The sequence below is a fragment of the Pseudomonas sp. SWI36 genome (genome assembly GCF_002948105.1).
In the GTDB taxonomy this organism is placed as follows: Bacteria; Pseudomonadota; Gammaproteobacteria; order Pseudomonadales; family Pseudomonadaceae; genus Aquipseudomonas; species Aquipseudomonas alloputida.
The window spans coordinates 3,667,984-3,684,186 of record NZ_CP026675.1 but is presented as its reverse complement, the minus strand read 5'-3'; the positions used below and the strand labels follow the sequence as shown (position 1 = coordinate 3,684,186).

The window sequence follows — 16,203 nt, the reverse complement described above, 5'->3', positions numbered from 1 at the left end:
CGCGGGCTTGTCCGCTCCCACAGGGACACCACAGGATCAGATACCTGTGAAATACCTGTGGGAGCGGGCAAGCCCGCGAAGACGCCAACACGGTCATTTGCCCGAGCGCTGGAACCGCGCCACTTCGACGAACAGGTCGGAGTTGGCCGGGTCGTCCAGGTAGGCCAGCACCCGCGCCGCCGGGCTGTCGATCAGCACGCCGTCGCCGTTGTCCTCCGGCACTTCGGTACTACGACCGCTCAGTTCCTTCTTGCCCACCGCCTGCTGTACCTGCTCGACATCCAGGTTGTAGACCACCAGTTCCTTGCCATCGACGATATCGAAGCCGCCAATCAGGAAATTGCCGCCCAGGCGCTTGGGCACGCCAGCCGACAAGTACCAGCGGTTGCCGTGGCGTGACACGGTGAACACGTATTCTTCAGGGGCCTTGCCCTTGGCCGTGGCCACCGCCTTGTAGGCGTCGCCACCGCTACGGCTGATCACCAGTTTCAACGGCTCCCCCCAGGCGTCCTTGCTGCTCCACTTGCCGAGCAGGGCCTTGGGCGCTGCCTGGTTGCTGGGCAAGGGCTCATGGAAGGTCACCAGACAACCGCCCAGCAGCAGGAATGACAAAGTCAACAACACCACACGCCAGGCTTTCATCAGGTTCTCCTTGAAAAGGTCGTTCTCGGCTCAGGCCGATGCCAGCACCAGCTGCAGGTATCGGGTAAGCATAGCGAGCATCTGCCCATCGGCTTGCGCATTCGCTTGCTTGAGCAGGCCTTGATATTCCAACTGCTCGATAATCGCCGTCAACATCTGTGCATCCTGCTCCGGCTGCCGCGAACCCACGACCTGCAGCAATTGCCGGGTGCCGTGCAGCAGGATCTGCTCATGAGCGCACACCAGCTCAGCCAGTCGCGGGCACAGCAATGCTTCCTGGCGGAAAGCCTGCTCGGCCATCAGGAAGTCACGGCGGTTCAGCAGTTGCCGCTGAACGTAATCGGCGGTCATGCGCGCCACGTCGTCAGCCAGCCGCGCCCGTGCCTGCGGGCTGCCATCGCCCTGTGCCAGCAACTGGCGCAACACCACCTCGGTATTGGCCCACAGCTTGGCCATGTAGGCCGCACTGCGCTCGACGTACTGGGCAAAGGTATCGGTGAGCAGGTCCTCGATGTCCTTGAAGTAGTAGGTGGTGGCCGACAATGGCACGCCGGCCTCGGCGGCCACTGCCCGGTGGCGCACACCGCGCACGCCGTCGCGTACGACAATGCGCATGGCGGCATCGAGAATCAACTGGCGACGCTGTTCGCTGCCTTGGCGGGCAGTCTTGCGGCCTTGGTATTGCACGCTTTCGGCGACGGCGGTGGCGATGCCGGCGGCGCCTTGGTCAGGCATGGCGGGTGTCACGGGGGATACCTCATGGGCAGTGTTTCGTCAGTGCTGGCCCATTCGCGGGTAAACCCGCTCCTACAAGGCCTTTGTAGGAGCGGGTTTACCCGCGAAGAGGCCGGTACTGACAACATAAAGCTTCAGGCAAGAAAAAGCCGCCTCGAAAGGCGGCTCGTTCAGCTCACTCAGGCCTGCGGACGCATGTGCGGGAACAGGATGACGTCGCGGATCGACGGCGAGTTGGTCAACAGCATCACCAGGCGGTCGATGCCGATGCCTTCACCGGCGGTCGGCGGCATGCCGTACTCCAGCGCACGAACGAAGTCGGCGTCATAGTGCATGGCTTCATCGTCACCCGCGTCCTTCTCGGCCACCTGGGCCAGGAAGCGCTCGGCCTGATCTTCGGCATCGTTGAGCTCGGAGTAGGCGTTGGCGATTTCGCGGCCACCGATGAACAGCTCGAAACGGTCGGTAACGGCCGGGTTGTCGTCGTTGCGACGGGCCAGCGGCGACACTTCGAACGGGTACTCGGTAATGAAGTGCGGCTGCTCCAGCTTGTGCTCGACCAGCTCTTCGAAAATCATCACCTGCAGCTTGCCCAGGCCTTCATGGCCCAGCACCTTGGCGCCGGCCTTCCTGGCAATCTCGCGGGCGCGGTCGACGTCCTGCAGGTCGGCGGCGGTCAGCTCCGGGTTGTACTTGAGGATCGAGTCGAACACCGACAGGCGTACGAACGGCTCGCCGAAGTGGAAGACCTTGTCGCCGTACGGTACGTCAGTGGAGCCCAATACCAGTTGCGCCAGCTCGCGGAACAGTTCCTCGGTGAGGTCCATGTTGTCGCGGTAGTCGGCGTAGGCCTGGTAGAACTCGAGCATGGTGAATTCAGGGTTGTGACGAGTCGAAACGCCTTCGTTACGGAAGTTGCGGTTGATCTCGAACACTTTCTCAAAACCACCAACCACCAGACGCTTGAGGTACAGCTCCGGCGCGATACGCAGGAACATGGCCATGTCCAGGGCATTGTGGTGGGTTTCGAACGGCTTGGCAGCGGCGCCGCCCGGGATGGTCTGCAGCATCGGCGTCTCGACTTCGAGGAAGTCACGCTCGATGAGGAACTTGCGGATGTGCGAGATCACCTGCGAACGCACACGGAAGGTGTGGCGGGTTTCTTCGTTGACCATCAGGTCGACGTACCGCTGGCGGTAGCGCTGCTCGGTGTCGGTCAGGCCGTGGTGCTTGTCAGGCAGCGGGCGCAGCGACTTGGTCAGCAGGCGCACGTTGGTCATTTCGACGTACAGGTCGCCCTTGCCGGAACGGGCCAGGGTGCCTTCGGCGCTGATGATGTCGCCCAGGTCCCAGGTCTTGACCGCGGCCAGGGTTTCTTCCGGCAGGGTCTTGCGGTTGACGTAGACCTGAATACGGCCAGTCATGTCCTGGATAACCATGAACGAACCACGGTTGAGCATGATGCGGCCGGCGACCTTGACTGGGATCGCGGCTGCTTCCAGCTCTTCCTTGGTCTTGTCCGCGTATTGCTTCTGCAGGTCGTTGCAGTAGCTGTCGCGACGGAAGTCGTTGGGGAAGGCATTGCCCTTGGCACGCTCGGCGGCAAGTTTTTCCTTGCGCAGGGCGATCAGGGCGTTTTCTTCCTGTTGCAGGTCTTGCGATTCGGTCTTGAGGTCGCTCATGTCGTCATTCTTTCCATCAGGTATTCGTTGCCCGTTCCGGGCAGGGCACGCGCTACCGGCGGCTGGCCAGGTAGCGCGGCATGGGGGTGCGAATTACAGGCCCTGCTTGAGGCTCGCTTCCAGGTACTGGTCAAGGTCGCCATCGAGGACCTTCTGGCAGTCGCTACGCTCGACGCCGGTACGCAAGTCCTTGATACGCGAGTCATCCAGTACGTAAGAGCGGATCTGGTGGCCCCAGCCGATGTCCGACTTGCTGTCTTCCAGCGCCTGCGAGGCGGCATTGCGCTTCTGCATTTCCAGTTCGTACAACTTGGCCCGCAGCATTTTCATGGCGGTGTCCTTGTTGGCGTGCTGGGAGCGTTCGTTCTGGCAAGCCACCACGGTATTGGTCGGTACGTGGGTGATACGGACCGCCGAGTCGGTGGTGTTCACGTGCTGACCACCGGCACCGGAGGAGCGGTAGGTGTCGATGCGCAGGTCGGACGGGTTGATCTCGATTTCGACCTTGTCGTCGATCTCGGGCGATACGAACACCGCCGAGAACGACGTGTGGCGACGGGCACCGGAGTCGAACGGGCTCTTGCGCACCAGGCGGTGCACGCCGATTTCGGTGCGCAGCCAGCCGAAGGCGTATTCGCCCTTGATGTGCACGGTTGCACCTTTGATACCGGCCACTTCACCTTCGGAAAGCTCGATGATGGTGGCATCGAAACCACGCTTGTCGGCCCAGCGCAGGTACATGCGCAGCAGGATGTTGGCCCAGTCCTGCGCTTCGGTACCACCGGAACCGGCCTGGATGTCCAGGTAGGCGTTGTTCATGTCCATCTCGCCGCTGAACATGCGACGGAACTCAAGCTGGGCCAGGTTTTCTTCCAGGCTTTCCAGCTCGGTCACGACGTCGCCGACGGCGCCTTCGTCATTTTCTTCGACGGCCATGTCGAGCAGGTCCTGGCAGTCACCCAGGCCGTTGGACAGCTTGTCCAGGGTCTCGACGACCTGGGCCAGCATGGCACGCTCGCGGCCCAGAGCCTGGGCGTACTCAGGCTTGTTCCAGACGTTGGGGTCTTCCAGCTCGCGGTTGACTTCGATCAGGCGGTCATGCTTGTGATCGTAGTCAAAGATACCCCCGAATTGACTGGGAACGCTCGGTGAGGTCCTTGATGGTGTTCAGGATCGGTTGGATTTCCATGGGCGGGCTACTCGTGCGAATTCGGTGAAAAGCCCGCGAGTATAACCGAGTCCGCAGCATGGCGGCAGACCCGCCGGGCGGTCGTATGTCGATAGGGCAACCTGCGCTCCCACACAGGCCGCGCGTCTCCAGGAGCTCAGGCGATGCCGACTTGGTTACGCCCACCGTTCTTGGCCAGGTAAAGACCTTTATCGGCCGCCGAAATCAGCTGCCGGCAATGGCTGCCGATAGCCGGAGTCTGGGTGGCCAGGCCGATGCTCACGGTCAAGAACGTATCAGCCGTCGGCGCAGTATGGGGGATGCCAAGGCCCAGCACGGTCTGGCGCAGTTTTTCGGCCACCAGCCGCGCCCCGCCTGGCGAGGTGTTGGGCAGCACCAGGGCAAACTCTTCGCCGCCATAGCGCGCCGGCAGGTCGGTCGGCCGCGAGCACGAGCTACGGATGGCTTCGGCGACCTGGCGCAAGGCCTCGTCACCGGCCAGATGGCCAAAGCTGTCGTTGTAGACTTTGAAGTAATCCACGTCGATCATCAGCAACGACAACTGCTGCTGTTCACGCATCGCCCGGCGCCATTCCAGCTCCAGGTATTCGTCGAAGTGCCGGCGGTTGGACAGCCCGGTCAGGCCATCGGAGTTCATCAGCCGCTGCAACATCAGATTGGAATCAAGCAGCTGCTGCTGGCTGACGCGCAGGGCACGGTAGGCCTCGTCGCGCTGCAGCAGGGTCAGGTAGGAACGCGAGTGGTAGCGGATGCGGGCCACCAGTTCGATGGTGTCAGGCAGCTTGACCAGGTAATCGTTGGCCCCGGCGGCAAATGCCGCACTCTTTACCAGCGGGTCTTCCTTGGTCGACAGGACAATGATCGGGATGTCCTGGGTCACCGGGTTGTTGCGGTACTCGCGCACCAGGGTCAAGCCGTCCAGGCCAGGCATGATCAGGTCTTGAAGAATGACCGTGGGCTTGATGCGCATGGCCTGGGCCACCGCCTGGTGCGGGTCGGCACAGAAGTGGAAGTCGATGTTGTCTTCATTGGCCAAGCCACGCCGCACCGCTTCGCCGATCATGGCCTGATCGTCGACCAGCAGCACCATCGCCGAGTTTTCGTTGGTGGTCGCGAAACCTTCGATCGGTAAATCATTCATCATTGTTCACCCGATCACTACCGGCCTGGCGGCGTGATTCAATACATTTCGTCATTTTGCGAAAAATTCAGTCAAGCGCCCGGCAATGCGTTCCAGCGGGCGGATTTCCACGGCGGCATCAATAGCCGCAGCAGCCTTGGGCATGCCGTACACCGCGCTGCTGGCCTGGTCCTGGGCAATGGTCAGAAAGCCCTGCTGACGCATCAGCTTCAGGCCCTGGGCACCGTCGCGGCCCATGCCGGTGAGCAGCACGCCCACTGCATCACCATTCCAGTAACGTGCCACGCTCTCGAAGAACACATCGATCGAGGGCCGGTAGATTTCATTCACAGGTTCCGCAGTGTAGGCCAGTTGGCCATTCTGTAGCAGGCGAATGTGGTGGTTGGTACCGGCCAGGAGTACCTGCCCTGGCTGCGGCGGTTCGCCTTCACGGGCCAGGCGCACCGGCAGGCCTGCTGCGCTGCTGAGCCATTCGGCCATGCCTGCGGCAAACACCTGGTCCACATGCTGGACCAGCACGATGGCCGCCGGAAACGCTGCCGGCAAGCCCTTGAGCAATACTTCGAGTGCTGCAGGGCCACCTGCCGAAGACCCGATTGCCACCAACCCGCGGCGCTGGGAAGCCTCGCGCAGCGGCGCAGCGACCGACCTTGCGGCAGGTGCCCGCTGCTGGCCGACCAGCCAGCCGATATTGAGGATCTTGCGCAGCAAGGGCGCCGCCGCTTCGCGGGCATCGCCAGCGCCCAACGCCGGGGTGTCGACCACATCGAGGGCGCCATGGCCCATGGCCTCGAATACCCGGTGTACGTTCTGCTTACGGTCGACCGTGACGATGACAATGGCGCACGGGGTTTCGGCCATGATCCGCCGGGTTGCCTCGACACCGTCCATCACCGGCATGATCAGGTCCATGAGGATCAGGTCCGGTAACTGCTCGGTGCAACGCTGCACCGCCTCGGCACCGTTACTGGCCACCCACACGACCTGGTGTGCGGGCTCCAGGGCGACCGCCCGGCGCAACGCTTCGACGGCCAGGGGCATGTCATTGACGATGGCGATCTTCATCCCTGAGCACCTCCGATCAGTTCCACAACAGCATCCAGCAACGCATCGTCGTGGAAACTGGCCTTTGCCAAATAGTAGTCGGCGCCAGCGTCCAGGCCACGCCGTCGGTCTTCCTCACGGTCTTTATAGGACACCACCATCACCGGCAATGACTGCAGGCGCTGGTCGCGACGCACCAGGGTAACCAGCTCGATACCGTCCATGCGCGGCATGTCGATGTCGGTGATCAACAGGTCGAAGTCCTCACTGCGCAGGGCGTTCCAGCCGTCCATGCCGTCCACCGCCACCGCCACGTCGTAGCCACGGTTGCCCAGCAGCTTGCGCTGCAGCTCGCGTACGGTCAGCGAGTCGTCGACCACCAGGATGCGTTTGCGGACTACGCCACGGGCTCCGCTGCTGCCGCGCTCGATGCGCTCCAGGCTGCCCGTGCTGAGCAGTTTTTCCAACGAGCGTAGCAAGTCTTCGACATCGACGATCAGGACCACCGAGCCATCATCGAGCAAGGCGCCGGAGGAAATGTCCTGCACCTTCCCCAGGCGTGGGTCGAGTGGCATCACGACCAGCACCCGCTCCCCCACCAGCCGCTCCACGGCCACGCCATACAGCTGCTCGCGCTCACGAATCACCACTACCCGCAGGCTGGCTTCATCGCTTTGCCCAGCCGGGCGATTGAGCAATTGGCTGGCCGCCACCAGGCCAATATGCCGGCCTTCGTGCCAGAAATGCTGGCGCCCCTCGATCTGCACGATCTGTTCGGCGGTCACTTCCAGCGTGCGTTCGATATGGGCCAGCGGGAAGGCGTAAGCCTCACCGCCCACCTCGACCACCAGGCTGCGAACGACCGACAGGGTCAGCGGCACCTGAAGATGGAAGCGACAGCCCTGCCCTGCCACCTGGGTCAACTCGATCGAGCCGCGCAGCTCGCGGATCAAGTGCTGCACCGCATCCAGCCCCACGCCGCGCCCGGACACTTCGGTAACCTTGTCACGCAGGCTGAAACCGGGCAGGAACAGGAACGTCAGCAGCTCCGCCTCACTCATCCGCGCCACCGTGTCAGCGGGCGACAGGGCGCGCTCGACGATGCTGCTGCGCAGGCGCTCCAGGTCGATACCGGCGCCATCGTCGATCAGCTCCAGGCTGAGCATGCCCGCCTGGTGCGAAGCCCGCAGGCGGATCACACCCTCGTCCGGCTTGCCCGCCAGCAGGCGCCGCTCGGGCAATTCGATGCCGTGGTCGACGGCATTGCGCAACAGGTGGGTCAGCGGTGCTTCGAGCTTTTCCAGCACATCGCGGTCGACCTGGGTCTTCTCCCCTTCCACCACCAGCCGCACCGGTTTGCCCAGCGAACGGCCCAGGTCGCGGACCATGCGGCTTTGCCCGGTCAGCACGTCGGCAAACGGCCGCATCCGGCAGGCCAGGGCAGTGTCATACAACAACTGCGCACGCTGGCTGGCCTGCCAGCCGAACTCATCCAGGTCGGCCGCCTGCTGCTGCAGAATCTGCTGGGTCTCTGCCAGCAGGCGCTGGGTCTGTGCCAAGGCTTCGAGCACCTCGTTGCCCTGCCCCGTGTCTTCCAGCTGCATGCGCAAGCCGTCAAGCGCCTGCATACCCTGGCCGTGCATGCGCTTGAGGCGCTGCAGGGTAGCCAGATATGGCTTGAGCCGCTGGGTTTCCACCAGCGACTTGCTGGACAGGTCAAGCAGGCTATTGAGGCGGTCGGCGGTGACACGCAGTACCCGCTCGGTACCTTCGCCAGCGCGCTTGCCAGCCTTGCGCCGCAGGGCGGGTTCGGGCTCTGGTTCCGGTGGTTCGGCTGGCATTACCATGGGGGCAGGCGGCAGGGTTGCCAGCGGCGGCACGGATGCCGCCGGTGGCACGACAGGCCTGGCAGAGGCGCCCGGGTCGAGCAGGCTGGCCATTTGCGCAAGAAACACCGGCAAGGTCGCCTGCGCCCCGGCATCGCCGGGTGTGGCAATACGCATCAGCAGGTCGGTACCTTGCAACAGCGCGTCAATATGCTCGGCGGTCAGCCGCAGTCGGCCTTCCTGGGCCGCCACCAGGCAGTCTTCCATCACGTGGGCGACACTGACGCCAGCATCCACCCCGACAATGCGCGCAGCCCCCTTGAGCGAGTGGGCAGCGCGCATGCAGGCCTCGAGCTGGTCGGCCTGGGTAGGGTTGCGCTCCAGTGCCATCAGGCCGGCATTGAGCACTTGGGTCTGCGCCTCGGCCTCCAGGCTGAACAGTTCGAGCAACGATGCGTCGCGCATTTGCTCTGGGGTCATGACAGGCTCCGCTGCACGGCAGACAGTAAGTGTTGATCGTCCAGAACCCGCACGCTGCGGCCGCGCCACTGCAGGACTGCGGCGGTGAAGCGTGTGGCGTCCCGGCCACTGCCCAGCAACTGCGGGTCGAGCCGGTGAATACCGTCGATTTCCTCGACAGCCATCACCACCGGCCCGCCTTCGGCGGCCAGAATCAGCATACGTGGCATCGCCCGTGCGCTGCGTTGCTCGGTGGAGCTTGCCTGCACGCCCAGCAAATCAGCCAGTGACAGGCACGGCACCAACGCACCGCGTACATTGGCAACCCCGTGCAGCAGCCGCGAGCGCTGGTGCGGCAATGAATGCACCGCCTGCAACGGGGCGATTTCGGCCAGGCAGGCGGTAGCCAGCGCCAGCCACTCTTCGCCCAGACGGAACAGCAGCATCGAGCGACCGGTGTTTTCCGCGTCCGGCTGCACCGCTGCAGCCTGGTGCTCCTGCACCAGCGCATAGCGGTCGAGCAAACGCGTGGCCGCAGCGGCATACACCTCGCAATTACGGCAATGAACATGCCGCTCCAGCAGTGGGCACTGCTTGTCGCCGCGCACGCCAATGCGGTTCCAGCAGTCGTCGATGTGCGCGTCATCCTCGGCGAGCAATTGCATCGCGGATTCACTGTTCATCGTTCAGACTCCCGGCCAGCCCGCGCCGCGCGCTCCTGAAGGCGCCGAGCGCCGGCCAGGTCACCCTGGGCCGCCAGCAAGGCGGCCAGGTGCACCAGCGCCTCGGGGTGCTGTGGTTCCAGATACAGGGCCTTGCGATAGTGGCTCAGCGCCTGCTGCGCATCGCCTTCGGTATCACTGAGCAAACCCAGCCAGTAGTACACCTGTGCCGACGGCGGGTACTGGCTCAGGTAGCGCTGGCATTCGCTACGGGCCTGCTCGCTGGCGCCGGCATTGGCCAGCCGGGCAATGCCGGCCAGCAACTCGCTGGCCCCCTCGTGGCTGTGCTCGCGGGCTGGCGCTGGCCTGGCCGCCACCGGCAGCACACGCAGCGAACGAGGCAACGGCACACTGGGCTGCGGATAAACCGGTGCGGGCAACGTCGTGAACGCCCGCTTGGCAGGTTGGGCGGGTGCCGCCGCCAAGGAGGCGCTGTCGCCTTCATGACGCACATAGGCAAACGACTGGGCGATCCCCAATGGACGCATGCCCATGCGTGCCAGCAAGCTGCCTTCGGCCGGGCCGATAAACAGCACACCCTGCGGATGCAGCAAGCGCTTGAGCACTTCGAATACACGCTGTTGGGTCGGTACGTCGAAATAGATCAACAGGTTGCGACAGAACACGAAGTCATACAGGCCGTCGCGGCTGGCCAGCGCCGGGTCAAGCACATTGCCCACCCGCAGGCTGACTTGCTGGCGTACCCGCTCATGCAGGCGGTGGCCTTCGTCCAGAGCATCGAAGTAGCGCTCGCGAAAGCCCAGTTCGCTACCCCGGAACGCATTGCGCCCATATACCGCCTGCCCGGCCTTGGCTACTGAACTTGGGCTGATGTCCATTCCATCGACAAGGAATGCCCCAGGCGCCATGCCGGCGTCAAACAAGGCCATGGCCAGCGAATAGGGCTCCTCGCCGGTAGAGCACGGCAGGCTGAGCAATCGCAGCGGGCGCGCGCCAGCCAGTTGAGCCAGCCGTTTATGGGCCAGGCTGGCCAGCGCAGTGAAGGATTCGGGGTAACGGAAAAACCAGGTTTCCGGGACGATCACCGCTTCGATCAGCGCCTGTTGCTCATCTGCCGACTGCTGCAGGCGCAGCCAGTAATCGTCCAGGTCCATCGCGCCCGCAGCCACGCAACGTTGGCGCAGCGCGCGTTCGACCATGGGCGCGCCCACCGACTCCACGTCCAGGCCAATACGCTCGCGCAAGAAGCGGAAGAAACGCTGTTCGTTCATGTAGGCATCCCTGTCGGGTCTTGCGTGTACAGCAATGCGTGCACGGTGTCGGGCAGCAGGTCATTGACTTCGATGCGCTGCAGCAGGCCTTGGGCATCCTGGCGCACCGGGCCCAGATACGGCGCATCGCCTGTGTCCACCCCATAGGGCTGGAACTCGTCCGGTTGGCAACGCAGGGTTTCGGTGGCCTGCTCCAGGATCAGGCCAAGCTGCAGGCCGCCTCGGTAGTGCACCAGCACCAGACGGGTGCTGGTGCGTTGCACCGCCGGCTGGCCAAAGCTCAGGGCGGCAAGGTCGATTACCGGTACCAGCTGGCCACGATGGGCGAGGATGCCCGCGACCCAGGCAGGTGCCTGGGCGATCGGCTTGAGCGGCTGACGCGGCAGCACTTCGATCACCTCGTGCACGCTCAGGGCAAAACGCTGCGCTCTGATGCGAAACTGCAGGTACAACGCCCCCTCGGTGTTCGCCGCCCGCGCGGTGCGCAGTTGCAAGTCGTTCATCGCGGTCAGACTTTGAAGCGCGACACGCCGCCACGCAGGCCCGCGGCCACCTGGCTCAGCTCGTCGATGGCATAGCTGGCCTGGCGCAGCGACTCGACAGTCTGGGTGCTGGCATCGCTGAGCTGGGCCAGCGCCTGGTTGATCTGCTCAGCACCGGTGGCCTGGGCCTGCATGCCTTCGTTGACCATCAATACGCGCGGCGCCAAGGCCTGCACCTGGTGAATGATCTGGCTCAGTTGCTCGCCCACCTGCTGCACCTCGAACATGCCGCGGCGCACTTCTTCGGAGAACTTGTCCATCCCCATGACACCGGCCGACACTGCCGACTGGATCTCGCGCACCATTTGCTCGATGTCGTAGGTGGCCACGGCGGTCTGGTCGGCCAGGCGGCGCACTTCGGTCGCGACCACGGCAAAGCCGCGGCCATATTCACCGGCCTTTTCCGCTTCGATGGCGGCGTTGAGCGACAGCAGATTGGTCTGGTCGGCAACCTTGACGATGGTTACCACCATCTGGGTGATGTTGCTGGCCTTCTCGTTGAGGATACCGAGCTTGGCATTGACCAGGTCGGCAGCGCCCATCACCTGGTGCATGGTCTCTTCCATGCGTGCCAGGCCCTGCTGCCCTGAACCTGCCAGACTGGATGCCTGATCAGCAGCCGTAGTCACTTCGGTCATGGTGCGCACCAGGTCCCGCGAAGTCGCGGCGATTTCCCGCGAGGTGGCGCCGATTTCAGTGGTAGTGGCGGCCGTCTCGGTGGCGGTGGCCTGCTGCTGCTTGGAGGTGGCGGCAATTTCGGTGACCGAAGTGGTCACCTGCACCGACGAGCGTTGGGCCTGGGCCACCAGGTTGGCCAGTGCCTCGGCCATTTCGTTGAAGCCGCTTTCGATGGCACCGAATTCGTCCTTGCGATCCAGGCTCAGGCGCATGCTCAGGTCACCGGAACGCAGCTTGTCGAGGGCATGCACGATACGCTGCATGGGCGCTGTGATAGCACGCAGCAGCAGCAGGCCGCAGATGCCGGCAGCAACGATTGCCAGCAACAGTGAGACCACCATGCTGCCCTTGGCCGTGTTGACCGCGTTGACGATATCGTCGGTGGCGGCATTGGCAGAGGCACGATTATTCTCGATCACTTCATTCAGGTGCTCGCGCCCATCCTTCCAGGCCGGGGTGAGGACTTCGTTGATCAGCCGTTGGGCCTCGTCGTAGTTGCGCTGACCGTAGGCATCCAGCACCTGGTTGACGATCTTGAGGTAGCTTTCTTCCAGTTGCACGAAGCTGTCAAATCGGGTTTGGTCGTCTTTGTCCTGGATGGTGGCCTGGTAGCTGGCCATGTATTGCTTCAGCCGGTTATCGAAGCTTCTGAACAGTTCCAGGTCGGCCGATGTGATTTCACGATGGTTGGACAGGCCCACCAGTTGCTGGCTGGTGACGTAGCTGTCGACCCAGGCGCTGCGGATCATCGAGCTGTAGTAGACGCCGGGAATGCTGTCGGTCCCCACCGCCTCTTCGGCGGTTTCGATAGTCACCAACCGCGAGTAGGCGGCCACGATCATCAGCAGCATGATGGCGATGATCACGGCGAAACTTGCCAGGATCCGTTGGCGCAAGGTCCAGTTCTTCACATTCAGCCCTCAGGAATTCACAACGAGCGGGAAAAATCGCCGAAGTATAGCCCAGAGGTCTTACGGTATTGATGTGATTGTCGTCAGGAATTTTGCGCCTGTGAGACCGAGCGCCGCGCGGGCGGCGCTCGATCTCACAGGCGCTCAATAGGCCGTGGCAAGCACCGCCACTACGCTGCAGCCAACCGCACCTGGCTTTCCAGTTCCTGACGCAAGCCCGGGTCCAGCCGCAGCTGGCGGGCCAGCTCGTCCAGGTAGGCACGCTCCATGAAGTTTTCCTGATCGACCATCATCACGCTGGCCAGGTACATCTCGGCAGCCATCTCCGGCGTTTGCGCAGCGCGGGCCACTTCGGCCGGGTCCAGCGGCTTGTTCAGCTCGGCATGCAGCCAGTGCTGCAATTCGCGGTCGCTGTCCAGGCGCGTGAATTCGCCCTCGATCAGCGCCCGCTCGCGCTCGTCGATATGCCCATCGGACTTGGCCGCCGCCACCAGGGCGCGCAGTACCGCCTGGCTGTGCTGCTCGGCCTGGGCCGGCGGCAGGCGGTCGATGGTTTGAGGCTCGGCTACGGCCCCCCGCTGGTTTGCCTGCCAGTTGCCGTAAGCTTTATAGGCCAGTACCCCCAGCGCGGCGAGGCCGCCGTATGTCAGGGCCTTGCCACCGTATTTGCGGGCCTTCTTGCTACCCAGCAACAGGCCCAGAGCGCCCCCACCCAGCAGGCCGCCCCCTGCCCCGGACAACAACCCGCCCAACCCGCCCGAAGGGCTGCCAGGCTTGGTGGCGCCCCCCTGCTTTTCGAGCAGTTGCTGGCCGGATTTGAGGAGTTGATCGAGCAAGCCACGGGTGTTCATTCGCGTGTCTCCACGTAAGAAGATTCAAACGCCAGAGTAAGGCTTGACGGAGCACACGCCATGCAGGGATTTGCTTCAGGATGTTGCGTTAGCTGGCAAAAAGCCAACTAGACTCGATATCGCCAATACCTCGCACTCACGCACTACGCTTATAACGATTGCTTCACTGCTTGCCTCATGACTGCCCGAACAAGATCGCCAAGAAGAGGGAACACCATGTCAGTGCACAAGAACGCATTGCTCGGCGCCACCACCTGCGCCATGCTGGCCGGCGCCAGCCTGCAGGCCGCCGAAGCGCCCAAGGCCCTGGGGGCCGGCGAGGGGCGCCTGGACATCGTCGCCTGGCCCGGCTACATCGAACGCGGTGAAAGCGACAAGACCTACGACTGGGTGACCGGTTTCGAAAAGGAAACCGGCTGCAAGGTCAGCGTGAAAACGGCCGCCACCTCGGACGAGATGGTCAGTCTGATGACCAAGGGCGGCTATGACCTGGTCACCGCCTCGGGCGATGCATCGCTGCGGCTGATTGCAGGCAAGCGCGTACAGCCGATCAACACCGCCTTGATCCCCAACTGGAAGAGCATCGACCCGCGCCTGCAGAACGGTAGCTGGTATGTGGTCGACAAGCAGGTGTACGGCACGCCGTACCAGTGGGGGCCAAACGTGCTGCTGTACAACACCGACACCTTCAAGCAGGCGCCCACCAGCTGGAGCGTGGTGTTCGAGCCGCAGAACCTGCCCGACGGCAAGCCGAACAAGGGCCGCGTGCAAGCCTATGACGGGCCGATCTACATCGCCGATGCAGCGCTGTACCTGAAGTCGGCCAGGCCCGAACTGGGCATCAAGGACCCGTACGAACTGAACGAGGCACAATACAAGGCTGTGCTGGAACTGCTGCGCCAGCAGCAACCGCTGATCCACCGCTATTGGCATGACGCCACGGTCCAGATGAGCGACGTGAAAAACGAAGGCGTGGTTGCCTCCAGCTCCTGGGGCTACATGGTCAATGGCCTCAAGGCCGAGAACCAGCCAGTGGCCTCGACCATCCCCAAGGAGGGCGCGACCGGCTGGGCCGACACCACCATGCTGCACGCCGAGGCCAAGCACCCCAATTGCGCCTACAAGTGGATGGACTGGTCGTTGCAACCTAAGGTGCAAGGCGATGTGGCGGCCTGGTTCGGCTCGTTGCCGGCTGTGCCGGCGGCGTGCACCGGCAGCGAGCTGCTGGGGGCCGAGGGCTGCAAGACCAACGGCTTCGACAACTTCGACAAGATTGCCTTCTGGAAAACACCGCAGGCCCAAGGGGGCAAGTTCGTGCCTTACAGCCGCTGGACCCAGGACTACATTGCGATCATGGGTGGTCGCTGAGGTTGCCTGAATGCCTGTACCGGCCTTTTCCCGGGCAAGCCCGCTCCCCCAGGTTCTTCACCGCCTGCAAGGGTGGCGCGCCCTGTAGGAGCGGGTTCACCCGCGAAGAGGCCGGCACAGGAGAACCCTTGTTGTCCGGAGTCCACGCATGCCCCTAGCCGTCCAGTTCACCCAGGTTTCCCGCACCTTCGGCGAGGTCAAGGCCGTCGACCAGGTCAGCATCGACATCATCGATGGCGAGTTCTTTTCCATGCTCGGCCCTTCCGGCTCGGGCAAGACCACCTGCCTGCGCCTGATCGCAGGCTTCGAGCAACCCTCCAGCGGTTCGATCCGCATCCAAGGGGTCGAGGCCGCTGGCCTGCCGCCCTACCAACGTGACGTCAACACCGTGTTCCAGGACTATGCGCTGTTCCCGCACATGAACGTGCTGGACAACATCGCCTATGGCCTGAAAGTAAAAGGCGTGGGCAAGGCCGAACGCCACAGCCGCGCCGAAGAAGCCCTGGCCATGGTAGCCCTGGCCGGCTATGGCGCGCGCAAGCCGGCACAGCTGTCTGGCGGCCAGCGTCAGCGCGTGGCCCTGGCCCGGGCGTTGGTCAACCGGCCGCGGGTGCTGCTGCTGGATGAGCCACTGGGCGCGCTGGACCTGAAATTGCGCGAACAGATGCAAGGCGAGCTGAAAAAGCTGCAACGCCAACTGGGCATCACCTTCATCTTCGTCACCCACGACCAGACCGAAGCACTGTCGATGTCTGACCGGGTCGCGGTGTTCAACCGCGGCCGTATCGAACAGGTCGACACCCCGCGCAACCTGTACATGAAGCCCAGCACAACCTTCGTCGCTGAATTCGTCGGCACGTCCAACGTGGTGCGGGGCGAGCTGGCCATGCAGCTCAACGGCAGCCCGGCGCCCTTCTCCATCCGTCCCGAGCACATTCGCCTGGGCGACCCGGTAGTGACCAGCCATGAGGTACAGGTCAGCGGCGTGCTGCACGATGTCCAGTACCAAGGCAGCGCCACCCGCTACGAACTGCAGCTGGACAACGGTCAACTGCTGGCAGTAAGCCAGGCCAATGACCGCTGGCAGAAGCAGGTGCAGGCCTGGCAGCCCGGGCAACGCCTGCAGGCGCACTGGCCCCGCGAGGCCATGACGGTGCTGCAGGAAACCGAGGGCCGCTGAC

Annotated in this window: 14 protein-coding genes; 2 read left to right on the top strand and 12 right to left on the bottom strand. The window is 63.6% G+C overall.

Annotated features, from left to right (window positions below; translation table 11 throughout):
• Positions 1-93 precede the first annotated feature (93 nt).
• The 12 genes from C4Q27_RS17575 to C4Q27_RS17520 all read right to left on the bottom strand — a co-directional run bounded on the left by C4Q27_RS17575 (position 94) and on the right by C4Q27_RS17520 (position 13,654).
• Complete coding sequence (locus C4Q27_RS17575) at positions 94-642, bottom strand: hypothetical protein (protein WP_064491441.1); 549 nt, start codon at positions 640-642, stop codon at positions 94-96.
• 30 nt (positions 643-672) lie between these two features.
• Positions 673-1,377 (bottom strand): TetR/AcrR family transcriptional regulator, encoded by a 705-nt coding sequence (locus tag C4Q27_RS17570; RefSeq protein WP_019437363.1) that lies wholly within the window; start codon positions 1,375-1,377, stop codon positions 673-675.
• Positions 1,378-1,556: 179 nt separating this feature from the next.
• On the bottom strand, positions 1,557-3,059 hold the full coding sequence (gene lysS / locus C4Q27_RS17565; RefSeq protein WP_010952588.1) for a lysine--tRNA ligase: 1,503 nt from the start codon (positions 3,057-3,059) through the stop codon (positions 1,557-1,559).
• A gap of 93 nt (positions 3,060-3,152) precedes the next feature.
• A protein-coding gene (prfB, locus tag C4Q27_RS17560; RefSeq protein WP_061405587.1) for a peptide chain release factor 2 occupies positions 3,153-4,248 on the bottom strand; the annotation gives its coding sequence in 2 pieces (ribosomal slippage) (positions 3,153-4,175 and positions 4,177-4,248; 1,095 coding nt in all).
• Between the two features lie 136 nt (positions 4,249-4,384).
• Positions 4,385-5,389 carry a Wsp signal transduction system regulator diguanylate cyclase WspR gene (wspR, locus tag C4Q27_RS17555; RefSeq protein WP_029615556.1) on the bottom strand — a complete coding sequence of 335 codons (1,005 nt, stop codon included), beginning with the start codon at positions 5,387-5,389 and terminating at the stop codon, positions 4,385-4,387.
• 51 nt (positions 5,390-5,440) lie between these two features.
• The gene (gene wspF, locus C4Q27_RS17550) at positions 5,441-6,454 is read right to left on the bottom strand and encodes a Wsp signal transduction system protein-glutamate methylesterase WspF (RefSeq protein WP_010952586.1); all 1,014 of its coding nucleotides are present in this window, start codon (positions 6,452-6,454) and stop codon (positions 5,441-5,443) included.
• The gene (locus C4Q27_RS17545; RefSeq protein ID WP_104887125.1) at positions 6,451-8,739 is read right to left on the bottom strand and encodes a hybrid sensor histidine kinase/response regulator; all 2,289 of its coding nucleotides are present in this window, start codon (positions 8,737-8,739) and stop codon (positions 6,451-6,453) included. Before C4Q27_RS17545 ends, wspF begins: the two co-directional genes overlap by 4 nt.
• Positions 8,736-9,401, bottom strand: a complete 666-nt coding sequence (locus C4Q27_RS17540) for a chemotaxis protein CheW (protein ID WP_064491443.1) — start codon at positions 9,399-9,401, stop codon at positions 8,736-8,738. Before C4Q27_RS17540 ends, C4Q27_RS17545 begins: the two co-directional genes overlap by 4 nt.
• On the bottom strand, positions 9,398-10,672 hold the full coding sequence (locus tag C4Q27_RS17535; protein ID WP_104887124.1) for a protein-glutamate O-methyltransferase CheR: 1,275 nt from the start codon (positions 10,670-10,672) through the stop codon (positions 9,398-9,400). Before C4Q27_RS17535 ends, C4Q27_RS17540 begins: the two co-directional genes overlap by 4 nt.
• A complete protein-coding gene (locus C4Q27_RS17530; RefSeq protein ID WP_010952582.1) occupies positions 10,669-11,175 on the bottom strand; it encodes a chemotaxis protein CheW in 507 nt (168 codons plus the stop codon). Before C4Q27_RS17530 ends, C4Q27_RS17535 begins: the two co-directional genes overlap by 4 nt.
• Positions 11,176-11,180: 5 nt before the next feature.
• On the bottom strand, positions 11,181-12,803 hold the full coding sequence (locus C4Q27_RS17525) for a methyl-accepting chemotaxis protein (RefSeq protein ID WP_064491444.1): 1,623 nt from the start codon (positions 12,801-12,803) through the stop codon (positions 11,181-11,183).
• A 170-nt stretch (positions 12,804-12,973) separates the two neighbouring features.
• On the bottom strand, positions 12,974-13,654 hold the full coding sequence (locus tag C4Q27_RS17520; RefSeq protein ID WP_104887123.1) for a tellurite resistance TerB family protein: 681 nt from the start codon (positions 13,652-13,654) through the stop codon (positions 12,974-12,976).
• Positions 13,655-13,870: 216 nt separating this feature from the next.
• On the opposite strand from C4Q27_RS17520, the gene ydcS reads away from it, so the two are divergent.
• Positions 13,871-15,022 carry a putative ABC transporter substrate-binding protein YdcS gene (ydcS, locus tag C4Q27_RS17515; protein ID WP_064490849.1) on the top strand — a complete coding sequence of 384 codons (1,152 nt, stop codon included), beginning with the start codon at positions 13,871-13,873 and terminating at the stop codon, positions 15,020-15,022.
• Positions 15,023-15,170: 148 nt separating this feature from the next.
• A complete protein-coding gene (locus tag C4Q27_RS17510; RefSeq protein ID WP_064490848.1) occupies positions 15,171-16,202 on the top strand; it encodes an ABC transporter ATP-binding protein in 1,032 nt (343 codons plus the stop codon).
• Position 16,203 lies beyond the last annotated feature (1 nt).